We start from the raw sequence: 14,638 nt of genomic DNA, 5'->3' as shown, positions 1-14,638 counted from the left end.
GGAGGTCAGACCCGGGTCACCGTCACGTGCGACATCATGTTCACCGGGTCGTAGCGGACCCGCGCACCCGGATAGGGGGCGTGGATGACCTGCCCGTTGCCCGCGTAGATCCCGACGTGGCTCGCGTCGCCGCGGTACGTGACGATGTCCCCGGGCTGCGCCTGCGACAGCGGCACCTGACGGCCCGCGTACCGCTGCGCCGAGGAGGTGCGCGGCAGGCTGATCCCGGCCTGCCGGTACGACCAGACCATCAGGCCCGAGCAGTCGAAGGCGGAGGGTCCTGTCGCCCCCCACACGTACGGCTTGCCGATCATGCTGCGGGCCGCGATCACCGCGGCGGACGCCCGCGAGGAGCCCGGGGCGAGGTCGGCCATGGGCGGCAGCTCCTCCGCGGGTCCTCCGTCGCGTCCGCCGGTGCGGGAGGCCCGGTCGAAGTCGGCGCGCTCCTCGGCGGTGAGGCTCGCGAGCACCCGGCGGGCCTCGGCGAGCTTGCGCTCGACGGTGCGCTTGTGGCGGGCGACCTCGGCCCGGCTGCGCTCCAGCTCGGTCAGGGCGGTGCGGGCTTCGGAGCGCTTCTGGTCCAGCCGGCGCTGCTCCCGCTGCAGTTCGGCGAGCGTGGCGCTCTGGCGGGCGGTCATCCGGTCGAGGGCGGTGGCGCGCTCGAGGTAGCTGTCCGGGTCGGAGGACAGCAACAGGGCGAGGGCGGGGTCGATGCCGCCGGAGCGGTACTGGGCCCCGGCGACCAGGCCGATCACGCCCCGCATGCGGTTGATGCGCTCCTGGCCGCGGGCGAGGCCGTCCCGGGCCTGGGAGACGGTCCGGCGCAGGGCGTCCGCCTTCTCGTCCGCCCGGTTGTAGCCCTCGGTGGCCTGTTCGGCCTCCTCGAAGAGCCGGTCGACCGTGGCGCGGGTGGCCGCGGGTCCGGCCCCGGGGTCGGCGCTCGCGGGGACGGCCCCGAGGGACGCCGCCGCGGTGGCCGCGGCGGCGGTGAGGACGGTGACCCTGGCGGGTCGGCGGTGGGACGCCACGAATCGCGCTCCGTTCGGCTCGACGCAGACTGGCGCGGCAGACAGTAGCCGTTGATCAGTCCGCGTCCAACGAAGCCGATGGGCACACAAAGTGACGCCCCGCCGGAGAACACAGGTCACCGGCGGGGCGTCGGGTCAGTACGCGTCGCGGCGAACCACCCGTTCGGGCGGTGTGCCGCAGCGGGTCGTGGGTCAGCCGCCGATGCGGACGCCGAACTGGAACGTGCCCATGTAGTCCATGGACTCGTAGCGGACGCTGGCGCCCGGCTTGGGGGCGTGCAGGATCGTGTTGTTGCCCGCGTACAGACCCACGTGCGACAGGCTGTTGAAGAAGACGAGGTCGCCCGGCTTGAGCTGGCTGCGGCCGATCTTCACGCCGTCGTTCTGCTGCGTGTAGGTGGTGCGGGTGAGCTGGACGTTGGCCTGGGCGTACGCCCACTGGGTCAGACCGGAGCAGTCGTACGCGTTGGGGCCCTCGGCACCGGAGACGTAAGGGTCGCCGATCTGCGTGGCGGCGGCGGCGAGCGCGGCGGCGCCGTAGCCGTTGGCGGGGACCTCGTTGCCGAGGTTCATCCGCTCGCCGGCGTCACGGCTGGCGCGCTGCTCCTTCGCCCGCTCCTCCTCCGCCAGCCTGGCCTTCTCGGCCGCGGTGAGGGTGTTGAGGAGCTTCTGCGCCTCGGCCAGCTTGGTCTGGAACTTCTTCTTCTTCTCGCCGAGCGTCTTGCGGACGTCCTCGAGGTCGGCCAGCTTCGTGGTGGCCTCGGTCCGCTGCTGCGCGAGGGTGCGCTGCTTGGCCTGGATCGAGGTGAGCACGTCGGCCTGCTGGGCGCTCAACTGGTCGATCGCGGACGCCTTCTCGAGGTACGTGTCCGGGTCGGCGGAGAGGAAGAGCTGGAGCGCCGGGTCGATGCCGCCGGAGCGGTACTGGGCGCTGGCGACGGAACCGATCTGGTCGCGCAGGGTGTTGAGCTCCTGCTGACCGCGGGCGACCTTGTCCTGGAGCTGACCGATCTCCTGCTGCAGCTTGCCACGGCGCTCGTCGGCGAGGTTGTACTGCTCCGTGGCCTCCTCGGCCTCGTGGTGCAGCGCGTCTACCTTCGACTTGACCTCGTCGATCTTGGGCTTGGCGGGGGCCGCCTGGGCACCGCCCTGGGCGGTGAGGGCGACGGCGGCGGCCGCGGTCGCGGTGAGCACGGTCACGCGCATGCGGCTCGGCTGCTTGGGTCGACGGTGGGACGCCACGAAGGCGAGCTCCTTCTTCCTCGAGCCGCCCAACCGGTCAGGGGCAGGCGGTTCCTCCGCCGTCACCCCGGATGGGTGATCAACCGCGCGAAGGTTCGAAGGCCGACCCTAGTGACCAAGTTGTGATCAGTTCAAATCCCACTGGCAAAAATATCGCTCGGGCACCACTTTATTTCCGTGCATCACACGGGCAGTGATGAGTAATTGACGGTCCGCCGTCCAGAATTCGGGCATACCACCCAGGAGTTGCGATGCGTCACGAGAGCCGCGAAAGCCGCTTCAGCAACAAGGCGGACGCCACCGGCCGCGCACCCGCCTTCGCCACGCCGTCGGCCACCTCGCGGTCGGTGGAGACCACCACGACCGGCCGGCCCGGCGGCTCCGCACGCACCAGCTGCCGGATCAACTCGTCCGCCGTGACGCCGGGCTTCGAGAACAGCACCCGCACGCCGCGCGGCGGCGCGAGCAGCACCGGCGCCGCCAGCTCCGCCCCGTCGAAGACACAGGTGACCTCGGCCCCCGAGCGGGCCGCGAGGGCCGACAGGGAGCCGAGCAGCCGCAGCCGCTGCTTCTCCAGCGGCATCGTCGGGTAGCCGGTCTTGGTGACGTTGTAGCCGTCGACGACCAGATGGGCCTGCGGCAGCGCGAGGAGCTGGTCGAGCAGGGCCGGATCGGTCTCCGAGAGCGCCCGCGCCGCGATGTCCTTCGGGGACATCCGCCCCGGCTCCACCGCGTCCACCGTGTCCGCCGGGTGCATCGACACGGGCGGCAGCGCCAGTTCACGGCGCAGCCCCTGGGCCGCGTCGAGGACGGTGTCGAGCAGCAGCCGCAGCCGCATGTCCTCCACCGAACGCCCCTCGCGGGCGGTCCTGCGGCTCGCCTCAAGGGCGGCCTCGACCTCACCGAGCCGGGCCTTGAGTCGCCGGCTCTCGCTCTCGGCCGAGGACACCTGGGCCGCCGCCTCCGCCCGCGCGGTCTCCATCTCGCCCTGGAAGCGGCGCAGCGCGGCCTCGCCGCGCTTCACGTCGCTCTGGGCGCTGCGCAGCTTGCGCTGAAGCGATTCCGCTTCCTTCCGGGCCGTCTCCAGGTCGCGCCGCAGCTGTTCGGTCTCGTCCCGGGAACGGTCCCGCGCGGCGGCGAGCTCCTCGCGCAGCCGTTCCAGTTCGCGCCGGCCGGCCTCGTCGGCCCGCTCGGCGTCGACGCGCAGCGCCTCCTCGCCCGCGGCGGCCACGAGCTTGACCCAGCCGGGCGGGCGCAGCACATAGGCGGCCGCCGCCACGTCGACCGGGTCGGCGGCGGCGGGCGGGGTGCCGGTCTCGACGGCTCCGGCCAGTTCGGGCTGGCCCTGCTTGAGCCGCTCGCCGATCCGCTGCCGGAACAGCGGATCGCTGTCCAGGGCAGCCGCCATCGCGTTGCCGGCGAACTTGGCCCGCCGGCTGGCGGTGAACCGGGCGTACTGCCTCAGGGGCGCCGGCAGCTCGGCGACGGTCAGCCCGCCGAAGGCGTCCGCGACCAACGCGACGACCCGCCGCCGTACGCCTTCCGGCAGTGGGTGGTCGAGCGTCTCGGCAGCGTCACCTGCCGCGCCGGCCGGCTCTTCACCGTGCGCGGGCTGCTCCACGATCCGTCACCCCTATGTCGTCCGCGCCGTCCCTCAGGAAGCGGCGCCCGGCCTGTCCACCAGTTCGATCTGGTCCACCGCGTTGCACCAGCGGCAGCGGACCGACTCGATGGTCTCACTGACCACCTGCCGCTCCTCGACCGTCGGGTCTCCCGCGAGGTCCAGATGGACGTACTCCACGACCTTGGAGGAGCGGGTCACGTCGAAGCGGGTCAGGTTGCCGCAGAGCGTGCAGCGCCAGCGGGTCTCGGCGGTCGGCAGGGGAACCGTCGTCATCGTGCCGTCCTTCTTCCTGTTGCGTGTACCAGGTGCGGGAGCCGCGGTGCGCCGTCGAACTGCGGTGTACTGCCCGTAACCCTACGGCCTCACGGGTGGCCGGGGGCACGGCGAGGCACTCTGTCCAGTTCGGCCCCGGTACGCCATGATCTGTCCATGATCGATTGGCGAGGCGCTGTCCGCGCTGTCCGCGCTGGAACGGGGTCCGGGCGCGGCATCCGCGGCGGACCCACGGTGACGTACGGACTGATCGCCGCGTGCTGTCTCCTCTTCGTGTTCAGTCCGGTCTCCGGACTCAACCCGGTGTACGGCACCGGGGACGAGCTCCTCGCGGCGCAGGGCGCGTACTTCCGCCGCTGGGGCGTCGTCCCCGCCGAGCTGATGACCGGCGATCCACGCGCCCTGCTCACCCCGCTGACCGCGCTCTTCGTCCACGGGAGCTGGCTCCACCTGCTCGGCAACATGCTGTTCCTGTACGTCTTCGGCGCGATGGCCGAGGAGCGCATGGGCCCGGTCGAGTTCGCCCTCTTCTACCTGGGCACCGGATACCTGGCCCTGCTCGGGTACGCGGTGGCGCACGCGCACAGCGAGCAGACCCTCGTCGGGGCGTCCGGGGCGATCTCCGCGGTGCTCGGGGCCTTCCTCTTCCTCTTCCCGCGCGCCCGGGTCACCAGCCTCTTCCCCTTCCTCTTCTTCCTGCCGCTGCGCTTCCCCGCCTGGATCGTGCTGATCTTCTGGTTCGTCCTGCAGTGGCTGGCCGCGCGGGCGGCGGGCGCCGGTCCCGGCGTCGCCTATCTGGCCCATGTGGTGGGCTTCTCCGTGGGCTTCCTCTACGCCTGGGGGCGCTACCGGGGTGGGGATAGAGTGAAGGCCCAAACCGCGGCGACCGAGGGAGAAAGCCAGCCGTGATCACCGCGATCGTGCTCATCAAGACCAGCGTGGACCGCATCCCCGAGATCGCCGAGTCGATCGCCGCGCTCGACAGCGTCAGCGAGGTCTTCTCGGTGACCGGTACGTACGACCTGATCGCCATGGTCCGGGTGCCGCGCCACGACGACCTGGCGGACGTGATCCCCGGCAGCATCAGCAAGATCCCGGGCGTCGAGGCCACGGACACCCACGTCGCCTTCCGCACGTACTCCCAGCACGACCTGGAGGCGGCCTTCGCCATCGGACTGGAGTCCTGAGGCCGCACACGCGTCACGTGAAGGGGGCCTCCCGACGGGGAGGCCCCCTTCACCCGTACGAGTGAGCACTCAGCCGCGGTCGGGGACGCAGCGGCCGTCCTCGGTGCGGTACTTCCACTGCGCGCCGTCCCGGACCAGCTCCTTCACGGCGCCGACGAACCGCTCGACGTGCTCGTCCGGGGTACCGGCGCCGAAGCTGACCCGGATGGCGTTGAGGGACCTCTCCCCCGGGGCCGCCTCGGGCGCCCCACACTCGCCCTGGGTCTGCGGGTCGCTGCCGAGCAGGGTGCGGACCAGCGGGTGGGCGCAGAAGAGACCGTCGCGGACGCCGATGCCGTACTCGGCGGAGAGCGCGGCGGCGAAGTGGGAGCTGTTCCAGCCCTCCACGACGAAGGAGATGACGCCGACCCGGGGGGCGTCGTCGCCGAACAGCGACAGCACCTTGACCTCGGGGACCTCGGCGAGGCCGGTGCGGACCTTGGCGATCAGGTGCCGCTCCCGCTCGACGAGGGTGTCGAAGCCCGCCTCGGTGAGCGCCTTGCAGGCGGAGGCGATGGAGTACACGCCGATGACGTTCGGGGAGCCGGCCTCGTGCCGGGCGGCGGTGGTGTGCCACTCGACGTCCACCCCGCCGTCGGTGCGGCGGGCGACCTTCTTGGACGCGCCGCCGCCCGCGAGGTAGGGCTCGGCGTCCTGGAGCCAGTCGGCGCGGCCCGCGAGGACACCCGAGCCGAAGGGCGCGTACAGCTTGTGCCCGGAGAAGGCGATCCAGTCCACGTCGAGTTCGCGGACGGAGACCGGGTGGTGGGGCGCGAGCTGGGCGGCGTCGAGCACGATCCGGGCGCCGTGCGCGTGCGCCGCGGCGGCCAGCTCCGTCACCGGCCACAGCTCGCCGGTGACGTTGGAGGCACCGGTGACGCAGACGAGCGCCGGGCCGTACGGGTCCCGGTCGGCGAGGGCCCGCTCCAGGGTGGCGACGGCCTGCTCGGGGGTGCGGGGTGCGTTGAGGTACGTGACCCGGGCGTCCTGCCAGGGCAGCAGCGAGGCGTGGTGCTCGGTCTCGAAGACGAAGACCTGGCAGTCGGCGGGGAGCGTGGCGGCGAGCAGGTTGAGCGAGTCGGTGGTGGAGCGGGTGAAGACGACCTGGTCGCCGGGGCGGCAGTCGAGGAACTCGGCGACGGTGGCGCGGCTGTTCTCGAAGAGGTCGGTGGAGAGCTGGGAGAGGTAGCCGGCACCGCGGTGGACGCTGCCGTAGTAGGGGGCGTACGCGGCGACGTCGTCCCAGACCCGCTGGAGGGCCGGCGCGCTGGCCGCGTAGTCGAGCGCCGCGTAGGTCACCTCGCCGCCGGTGACGAGCGGGACGGTGACGTCCCGGCCGAGGACGGGCAGCGGGGCGGCGCAGCAGGGATCGGCGGACTCGGAGTCGGCAGCGGTGACGGTGGCGGCAGCGGCGTTCGGGTACGCGGACATGGCGGTATCTCCCTGGCAGGAAAGGGCAGCGAAAGGCCCGCAGGGCAGCACGAAGTGGGGTGCCTCATACGGGTGTTGCCTCGACGCACGGTGGTCGTACGGAGGTGGGAAAAGGGGCCTGAAGCCCTAACGCATTCGCTTGCTCACGAGACTGCTCCCTTGAGGACCAGGACCCCAGGGCCGCACACGTTCAGAGTGTGCAGGGGTCCGCGCTTGCCGTAGACCTCGCTGCCTACGGCCTGGTCTTCACCCGGGGCACCCCGCCACGGACGGAGGGTTGCCGGACAGCAAGCCGGGGCTTCGTAGCTGTCACTCATGACCTGACCCGAAGCTATGCCACGTGATCGCCCGGGCGCAACCCGTGTCCGGATTCCGGGACGCGACGAAGGGCCCCGCCACGGCGGGGCCCTTCGTCGGGAAGTCACGCGTTGCTGACGGCGATCCAGCGTTCCAGGGCCCTGCGGGCCTCGCCGGAGTCGATCGCCTCCGCGGCCTTCTCCATGCCCGCCCGGATCTGCTCCGCCAGGGTGCCCTCGCCCGGGGCGAGCGCGGTCAGCGCGGCGGCCGAGTTGAGCAGCACCGCGTCCCGTACGGGACCGGTCTCCCCCGCGAGCAGCCGGCGGGCGACGTCCGCGTTGTACGAGGCGTCCGCGCCGCGCAGCGCCTCGACCGGCACGAGGTCGATGCCGACGTCGCGGGGGTCGAAGGCCTCCTCGCGGACCGAGCCGTCGCGGACCACCCAGACCCGGGAGGTGGCGGTGGTGGTCAGCTCGTCGAGCCCGTCGTCGCCGCGGAAGACCAGGGCGGAGGAGCCCCGCTCGGCGAGCACCCCGGCCATGATGGGGGCCATCCGGGCGTCGGCGACACCCGTGGCCTGGGCCCGGACACGGGCCGGGTTGGTCAGCGGGCCGAGGAAGTTGAACGTGGTCCGGATGCCGAGTTCCTTGCGGGCGGCGGCGACGTGACGCAGCGCCGGGTGGAACTTCACCGCGAAGCAGAAGGTGATCCCGGCTTCCTCCGCGACCTCGGCGACCCGCCGCGGGGTCAGCTCCAGGTTGACGCCGAGCTTCTCCAGGACGTCGGACGCGCCGGAGGCGGAGGACGCGGCCCGGTTGCCGTGCTTGACGACCTTGGCGCCGGTGCCGGCGACGACGATCGCGGACATGGTGGAGATGTTGACGGTCTTGGCGCCGTCGCCGCCGGTGCCGACGATGTCGACGGAGGGCCCGGGCACCTCGATCGTGTTGGCGTGCTCGTACATGGTGCGGACGAGCCCGGAGATCTCCTCGACGGTCTCGCCCTTGGCGCGCAGGGCGACCGCGAAGCCGGCGATCTGGGCGTCGGTGGCCTCGCCGCGCAGGATCCGGTCCATTGCCCAGGCGGTGTCCTCGGCGCTCTGGTCGCGGCCGGTCAGCAGACCTTCCAGGACGACGGGCCAGGAGCGGCCCGCCGACGTAGGTCCTCCAGCGGGGGTCACAGCGCTCATGGCAGCTCCTGGATCGTCACGTGACGGATACGGTCCCACCCTATCGACCCCGGGGGACGGCAAAGAGCCCCGTCCATCGAATGGACGGGGCTCTCGCCGTGGCGACTTCAGGAAGTCAGGAGTGCAGCTCGATCAGTGGTGGCCGTGGCCGCTCTGGATCTCCTTGTACTCCTCGACCGTGGGCTTGGCGACCTGGTTGTCGTCGCCGTAGTAGCCCTTGTTGAGCTTGACCCGGAGCTTCTCCATGCGCCCGATCTTCCGCTCCACGCCGTTCTCGTCGACGGCCGGCGGAAGCTCCGCGGCGTCGTACTGCTCGTGCGCCGTGAGGCGGTGCAGCTCGCCCTGGCTGAGCGGCTCGTGGACCTCGACGAACTCACCGTGCGGCAGGCGCTTGATGATGCCGGACTCGCGGCCGTGCAGCACCTTGTCCTTGTCCCGGCGCTGGAGGCCGAGGCAGATCCGCTTGGTGGCGATGAACGCGATGACCGGGCCGACGAAGAAGAAGATCCGCACGAACCAGGTGATCGAGTTGAGCGACAGGTGGAAGTGGGTCGCCCAGAGGTCGTTTCCACCACCCACGAGCATGATCATGTACGCGGTGATCCAGGCGACACCGAAGGCGGTGCGCGTCGGAGCGTTGCGCGGGCGCTGCGCGATGTGGTGCTCGCGCTTGTCGCCGGTGATCCAGGACTCGATGAACGGGTAGACCGCGATCGCCGCGAGGACCGCCGGGAAGATCGCCAGCGGGATCATCACACCGAGGACCAGCGTGTGGCCCCACAGGTTGATCTCCCAGCCCGGCATGACACGGATCAGACCCTCGGCGAAGCCCATGTACCAGTCGGGCTGGGCGCCGGTGGACACCTGGTCCGGACGGTACGGGCCGAGCGCCCAGATCGGGTTGATCGAGGCGATCGCCGAGATGACCGCGATGACACCGAAGACCAGGAAGAAGAAGCCTCCGGCCTTGGCCATGTAGACCGGCAGCAGCGGCATGCCCACGACGTTGTTGTTCGTGCGGCCGGGGCCGGCGAACTGCGTGTGCTTGTGGAAGAACACCAGGATGAGGTGGGCCACCACGAGGCCGAGCATGATGCCGGGCAGCAGGAGCACGTGGGCCGAGTAGAACCGGGCCACGAAGTCGCCGCCGGGGAACTCGCCGCCGAACAGGAACATCGACAGGTACGTGCCGACGACCGGCACGGACAGGATCGCGCCCTGCATGAAGCGGACACCGGTGCCGGAGAGCAGGTCGTCCGGGAGCGAGTAACCGGTGAAGCCGGTGAACATGCCCAGGAAGAACAGCAGGAAGCCGAACAGCCAGTTGATCTCACGCGGCTTGCGGAACGCACCCGTGAAGAACACGCGCATCATGTGCACGAACATGCCGGCGAGGAAGATCAGCGCCGCCCAGTGGTGGATCTGCCGGATCAGCAGACCACCGCGCACCTCGAACGAGATGTGCATGGTCGAGTTGAACGCCTCGGACATCAGCTGTCCCTGGAGCGGGACGTACGGTCCGACGTACTCCACCTCGTTCATCGACGGGTGGAAGAACATCGTCAGATAGACGCCCGTCAGGATGATGATGAGGAAGCTGTAGAGGCAGATCTCGCCCAGCATGAAGGACCAGTGGTCCGGGAAGATCTTCCGCATGTTGGCCTTGGCCAGGGAGTAGATCCCCAGGCGGCCGTCGGCCCAGTCGGCGACCCGCTCACCGGCGGGTGCTTTCTTCGTATCGGTCACGGTGCTCATCCGCGCTCCCAGAAGGCAGGACCGACGGGCTCGTCGAAGTCGCCGAGCGCCTCCAGGAAGCCCTTGTCGTTCACGCCGATCCGCAGCTGCGGAAGGGCGTGACCGGCCGGGCCGAAGATGACGCGGGCGCCGTCGGAGAGGTCGAAGGTGGACTGGTGGCACGGGCAGAGGACGTGGTGCGTCTGCTGCTCGTACAGGGAGATCGGGCAGCCCACGTGGGTGCAGATCTTCGAGAAGGCGACGATGCCCTCGTGCGACCACTCGAGCTCGCGCTTGTCCTTGATGTCCTCCGGCTGGATACGGACGATCATCAGGGCGGCCTTGGCGATCTCGACCTGGAAGTGGTGGTCGTGCTCCGAGAGGCCCTCGGGCATCGCGAAGGTCAGCGAACCGACGGCGACGTCCTCGGGACGCAGCGGCTCATGCGTGTTCATGTTGATGAGCTGAAGACCCTTGGCCCACATGGTGGTCCGGAGCTTCTTCTCGGGCAGCGGGCCCATGTCACGCAGCAGCACGAGGCCGGAGAGCGGTACGAGCGACAGCGCGCCGAACATCGTGTTGCGGATGAGCTTGCGGCGGCCCATGCCCGACTCGGCGGCACCGGCCGCGAAGTCCGACATGACCTTCGCCTTGGTCTCCGGCGACGCCTCGATCGGGTGGCGCTCGTCGGCGACCTCCACGTCGGACATCAGGGTGCGGGCCCAGTGGACCGCGCCCGCGCCGATGAAGAAGAGGGCGAGCCCGAGGGTCCAGCCGAGCGCGAAGTTGAGCGCGGACACCCGGCCGAAGGGCCAGATGTACACGATCTTGTCGACCGGGAAGATCACGTACGAGGCGATGAAGCCGACGGTGGCCAGCATCGACAGCACGAACATGAAGGCGACCGCGCGCTCGGACCGACGGGCGGCCCGCTCGTCGATGTCCTGGATGCGGGGCTTGTGGGGCGGAAGGCCCGGGTCGGCGAACGGGTCGTCGGCGACCTTCACCGCGCCGTGCGCGGTGTCCTGCCCTGCCGGCAGGGTCTCTTCTGGAATCTCTTGGCTACTCATGACTTCTTGGCCTTAGCGGTGTGGGCCGCGACCCAGATGGCAACTGCGATCAGCGCGCCCAGACCGAAGATCCAGGCGAACAGGCCCTCGCTGACGGGACCGAGACCACCGAGCTTGAGACCGCCCGGGTTGTCGGCCTTGTCGCTGTTGACGGCCTGGACGTACGCGATGATGTCCTTCTTCTCCTTCTCCGGCATGGTCGTGTCCGGGAAGGAGGGCATGTTCTGAGGGCCGGTCTGCATGGCCTCGTACATGTGCTTCGGGCTCACGCCTTCGAGGCTCGGGGCGTACTTGCCGTAGGTCAGCGCGCCACCCTCGCCGGTGAAGTTGTGGCACTGGGCACAGTTGTTGCGGAACAGTTCGCCACCGCGGCCGATGTTGGCGCCGGCCGTGTCGTACTGCCCCTCGGTCGGCGTGATCGGACCGGACCCGAGAGAGGCGACGTACGCCGCGAGCTGATCGATCTCAGCCTGCGAGTAGATGACCTTCTTCTTCGGGACCTGGGCGCCCGGCTGCTGGGCCGGCATACGGCCCGTGCCGACCTGGAAGTCGACCGAGGCCGAGCCGACGCCGACGAGGGACGGGCCGTCGGTGGTTCCCTGACCGCCGGTTCCGTGGCAGCTGGCGCAGCCGACGGAGTAGAGCTTCTTCCCCTCCTCGATGGCGAGGGACTGGGCGGTTTCATCGGCCTTCGCCGTGCCCGCGGGCGCGAACGCGGCGTACAGCCCCCCAGTGGCCGCCAGCGCGAGAAGTAGGACGACGACCGCCGCCAGCGGATGGCGTCGTCGTGCGGAGAGCTTTTTCACGGATTACCCCGGTGTCAGGATCTTCTGCGTCGATGCTTGCTGGATGTCTCGGTCCGCCGTGTCGGCGGCGCCGATTACTTGATCATGTAGATCGTGGCGAAGAGGCCGATCCAGACGACATCGACGAAGTGCCAGTAGTAGGACACGACGATGGCGGCGGTTGCCTGCTCGTGAGTGAACCTCTTGGCGGCGTACGTCCGGCCGAGGACCAGCAGGAAGGCGATGAGTCCGCCTGTCACGTGCAGTCCGTGGAAGCCGGTGGTCAGGTAGAACACGGAGCCGTACGGGTCCGACGAGAGCGAGAGGCCCTCGTGCTTCACCAGCTCGGTGTACTCGAAGACCTGGCCGCCGATGAAGATCGCACCCATCACGAACGTGATGATGAACCACGACCTGAGCTTCTTCACGTCGCCCCGCTCGGCGGCGAAGACGCCGAGCTGACAGGTGAGGGAGGAGAGCACCAGGATCGTGGTGTTGGTAGCCGAGAACGGGAAGTTCAAGGCCGAGGCCTTTTCTGCCCAGAAGTCGGCACCCGTCACCGATCGCAGGGTGAAGTACATCGCGAAGAGGGCCGCGAAGAACATCAGCTCGGAGCTCAACCAGATGATGGTTCCGACGCTGGTGAGGTTCGGTCGATTGACCGACGGGTGCGCGTGCCCTGTTTCTACTGTCGTTACTGTCGCCACGACCGACATTATGTCGGTCGCTTATCCCGCCCTCACTCCGGGGGGTGCCGTTCGGAGTGTCAGAGGGGTGTGTCAGGCCCGAACGGCCCAGTGCGAGGGCCTCCGGGCACCCTTCGAACAGGTGTTGAACGGGTGTTGACGGGGTGTGGACCGGAGTAGCATCCGCGCATCGGTCGACGACGACCCACCCGCCTTCCCAGCCGGAGGAACGATGCAGTCGAGTGCCACGGTCCTGGTCTACAGCGACGACGCGAACACCCGCGAGCAGGTACGGCTGGCGGCCGGGCGCAGGCCCGCGTCCGACGTCCCCCCGGTCGAGTTCGTGGAGTGCGCGACGCTGCCGGCGGTGCTGAAGCGCCTGGACGAGGGCGGCGTGGACGTCTGCGTCCTGGACGGCGAGGCGGTGCCCGCGGGCGGCATGGGCGTCTGCCGGCAGATCAAGGACGAGATCTTCCGCTGCCCACCGGTGCTGCTGCTCATCGGGCGCCCGCAGGACGCCTGGCTGGCGACCTGGAGCCGCGCGGACGCCGCCGTCACCCTTCCGGTGGAACCGGTCGAGTTCGCGGCGTCCCTGGCGGGTCTGCTCCGCTCGCGCCTCTCGCTCGACGCGTAGTCGCTGCGCGGGGCGAGTGAGCCGAAGGGGCGCGCCGGGGGAACAGGGCCGAGCGCGCGGAGACCTGCGAGGAACGAGCAGGTCGAGCACGGTCGGCCCTGTGAGCCCGGCTTTGGCGCCCCGGAGGCGAGCCGAACCTAAAGAGGCAGGGGCCTGAGGCGGGCTTTCTCGGTGGGGGCCACGGGGTTCTCCGCGGCTTCCACCAGGGCGCTTCCCTGGCGCCACTTGGCCCAGGGGAGGTTCCAGTCGCCGAAGCCGTTGCCGAAGGGGTCCATCATGTCGCCGTAGCTGTTGACGGTTCTGACGATGTCGCCGGGGCGGACGGTCTCGTAGAACCAGGCGGCGTTGCCCGTCGACATGCCGACACAGCCGTGGCTGACGTTCGCCACGCCCTGCGAGCCGACGGACCAGGGCGCGGCGTGCACGTACTCGCCGCTCCAGGTGACGCGGGTCGCGTAGTAGACGGGCAGGTCGTAGGACTCGGAGCTGCCCTCGGCGATGCCGACGCTGGTGCCCCGCATCCGGACGTAGTACTCCTTGCCCAGGATCACCTTGATGCCGTTTCGGGTGGAGAAGCCCGGCTTGCCGGTGGTCACCGGCATGGTTTTGATCACTTCTCCGTTGCGCTTGACGGTCATGTGGTGCGACCCGGCGTCCGCGACCGCCTCGATGCGGTCGCCGATGGCGAGCTTCAGCGGCTTGGACGCGCCGCCGTAGAGCTTGTCGCCGACCTTGAGGCCGTCCAGGTTGCCGGTGACCGTGACGCGCGTGCCGGCGGGCCAGTACTCCTTCGGGCGGAAGTGCAGCTTCTTGTCGTCCACCCAGTACCAGGAGCCCTCGACGGAGGGTGTGGAGCGGACCTTGAGGGCCCGTTCGACGACCGCGCGTGCCGTGCGGTCCTTGACGGGGAGGCTGAGGTCGGCCGTGATGGGCTGTCCGACGCCGTACGTGCCCGCCTCCGGGCCGAAGGTCACGGTCAGGGCCCGTTTGGCCGGAGCCGTCTCGAAAGTGAACGTACGGGCCCCTGGGGCGCCGTCCTCGTCCTCGGTGGCCACCCGGACGGTGTAGCGGGCGCCGGCCGCGAGGGCGGCCGTGGAGCGCCAGCGCTGTCCGTCCGCGGTGAGTTCGCCCGCCAGGTGGTGTCCCGCCTCGTCGGTGGCGGTGACGTCGGTGATCCGGCCGTCCTCGCCCTTGGCGGTGATCTCCAGGGGCTTCTCGGGGTCCGCCTTGGCGCCGTCGGCGGGGGCGTTGAACGCGACCTGGTCCGCCGCGTCGTAGGCCCTCGCCGACAGCGGATGTCCGTCGCCGCCGGCACAGGCGGTCGCGCCGGCGGTGACGGTGACGGCCAGAAGCGTGCAGCTCAGAACAGTCCGAATGCGCGGCGTGTCGTTCATGGACTCACCGTAAGAACAATCCCCG

Annotated in this window: 14 protein-coding genes and 1 riboswitch; of the genes, 3 read left to right on the top strand and 11 right to left on the bottom strand. The window is 70.1% G+C overall.

Annotation, left to right across the window (positions count from 1 at the left end):
- Nucleotides 1-5: 5 nt before the first annotated feature.
- The 4 genes from IO20_RS0101535 to IO20_RS0101520 all read right to left on the bottom strand — a co-directional run bounded on the left by IO20_RS0101535 (nucleotide 6) and on the right by IO20_RS0101520 (nucleotide 4,167).
- Nucleotides 6-1,028, bottom strand: coding sequence for a C40 family peptidase (locus IO20_RS0101535; RefSeq protein ID WP_030547441.1), 1,023 nt, complete (start codon nucleotides 1,026-1,028; stop codon nucleotides 6-8).
- 192 nt (nucleotides 1,029-1,220) lie between these two features.
- Nucleotides 1,221-2,270 carry a C40 family peptidase gene (locus IO20_RS0101530; protein WP_030547443.1) on the bottom strand — a complete coding sequence of 350 codons (1,050 nt, stop codon included), beginning with the start codon at nucleotides 2,268-2,270 and terminating at the stop codon, nucleotides 1,221-1,223.
- 256 nt (nucleotides 2,271-2,526) lie between these two features.
- Nucleotides 2,527-3,891, bottom strand: a complete 1,365-nt coding sequence (locus IO20_RS0101525; RefSeq protein ID WP_030547445.1) for an NYN domain-containing protein — start codon at nucleotides 3,889-3,891, stop codon at nucleotides 2,527-2,529.
- A gap of 33 nt (nucleotides 3,892-3,924) precedes the next feature.
- Complete coding sequence (locus IO20_RS0101520; protein WP_017238847.1) at nucleotides 3,925-4,167, bottom strand: hypothetical protein; 243 nt, start codon at nucleotides 4,165-4,167, stop codon at nucleotides 3,925-3,927.
- A 156-nt stretch (nucleotides 4,168-4,323) separates the two neighbouring features.
- On the opposite strand from IO20_RS0101520, the gene IO20_RS0101515 reads away from it, so the two are divergent.
- Both IO20_RS0101515 and IO20_RS0101510 read left to right on the top strand, forming a co-directional pair.
- Nucleotides 4,324-5,076 carry a rhomboid family intramembrane serine protease gene (locus IO20_RS0101515; protein WP_030547447.1) on the top strand — a complete coding sequence of 251 codons (753 nt, stop codon included), beginning with the start codon at nucleotides 4,324-4,326 and terminating at the stop codon, nucleotides 5,074-5,076.
- Nucleotides 5,073-5,354: an Lrp/AsnC family transcriptional regulator gene (locus IO20_RS0101510; protein WP_030205672.1), complete on the top strand. Its 282-nt coding sequence runs from the start codon at nucleotides 5,073-5,075 to the stop codon at nucleotides 5,352-5,354. The genes IO20_RS0101515 and IO20_RS0101510 overlap by 4 nt, the downstream gene beginning before the upstream one ends.
- A 69-nt stretch (nucleotides 5,355-5,423) precedes the next feature.
- On the opposite strand, the gene IO20_RS0101505 is transcribed toward IO20_RS0101510, so the two are convergent.
- The 6 genes from IO20_RS0101505 to ctaE all read right to left on the bottom strand — a co-directional run bounded on the left by IO20_RS0101505 (nucleotide 5,424) and on the right by ctaE (nucleotide 12,615).
- On the bottom strand, nucleotides 5,424-6,824 hold the full coding sequence (locus tag IO20_RS0101505) for an aminotransferase class V-fold PLP-dependent enzyme (RefSeq protein ID WP_030547449.1): 1,401 nt from the start codon (nucleotides 6,822-6,824) through the stop codon (nucleotides 5,424-5,426).
- A 204-nt stretch (nucleotides 6,825-7,028) separates the two neighbouring features.
- Nucleotides 7,029-7,145: riboswitch (SAM riboswitch) on the bottom strand.
- A 100-nt stretch (nucleotides 7,146-7,245) separates the two neighbouring features.
- Complete coding sequence (gene trpD / locus IO20_RS0101500) at nucleotides 7,246-8,310, bottom strand: anthranilate phosphoribosyltransferase (protein ID WP_030547452.1); 1,065 nt, start codon at nucleotides 8,308-8,310, stop codon at nucleotides 7,246-7,248.
- 132 nt (nucleotides 8,311-8,442) lie between these two features.
- Complete coding sequence (qcrB, locus tag IO20_RS0101495; RefSeq protein ID WP_030547454.1) at nucleotides 8,443-10,065, bottom strand: cytochrome bc1 complex cytochrome b subunit; 1,623 nt, start codon at nucleotides 10,063-10,065, stop codon at nucleotides 8,443-8,445.
- Nucleotides 10,062-11,114 carry a cytochrome bc1 complex Rieske iron-sulfur subunit gene (qcrA, locus tag IO20_RS0101490; protein ID WP_030219701.1) on the bottom strand — a complete coding sequence of 351 codons (1,053 nt, stop codon included), beginning with the start codon at nucleotides 11,112-11,114 and terminating at the stop codon, nucleotides 10,062-10,064. Before qcrA ends, qcrB begins: the two co-directional genes overlap by 4 nt.
- Nucleotides 11,111-11,920 (bottom strand): cytochrome bc1 complex diheme cytochrome c subunit, encoded by an 810-nt coding sequence (gene qcrC / locus IO20_RS0101485; RefSeq protein WP_030547456.1) that lies wholly within the window; start codon nucleotides 11,918-11,920, stop codon nucleotides 11,111-11,113. Before qcrC ends, qcrA begins: the two co-directional genes overlap by 4 nt.
- 74 nt (nucleotides 11,921-11,994) lie before the next feature.
- Nucleotides 11,995-12,615, bottom strand: a complete 621-nt coding sequence (gene ctaE, locus IO20_RS0101480; protein WP_030547458.1) for an aa3-type cytochrome oxidase subunit III — start codon at nucleotides 12,613-12,615, stop codon at nucleotides 11,995-11,997.
- A gap of 202 nt (nucleotides 12,616-12,817) precedes the next feature.
- Here ctaE and IO20_RS0101475 point away from each other — a divergent pair, with 202 nt between their 5' ends.
- Nucleotides 12,818-13,219: a DNA-binding transcriptional response regulator gene (locus tag IO20_RS0101475; protein ID WP_030547461.1), complete on the top strand. Its 402-nt coding sequence runs from the start codon at nucleotides 12,818-12,820 to the stop codon at nucleotides 13,217-13,219.
- Nucleotides 13,220-13,356: 137 nt separating this feature from the next.
- On the opposite strand, the gene IO20_RS0101470 is transcribed toward IO20_RS0101475, so the two are convergent.
- Nucleotides 13,357-14,613 (bottom strand): L,D-transpeptidase, encoded by a 1,257-nt coding sequence (locus IO20_RS0101470; protein ID WP_030547463.1) that lies wholly within the window; start codon nucleotides 14,611-14,613, stop codon nucleotides 13,357-13,359.
- Nucleotides 14,614-14,638: the final 25 nt, after the last annotated feature.

It is taken from the genome of Streptomyces exfoliatus (genome assembly GCF_000725545.1).
Lineage (GTDB): Bacteria > Actinomycetota > Actinomycetes > Streptomycetales > Streptomycetaceae > Streptomyces > Streptomyces exfoliatus.
Note: the sequence above shows the minus strand (reverse complement) of the source record. Positions and strands in the feature narration are given on the sequence as shown.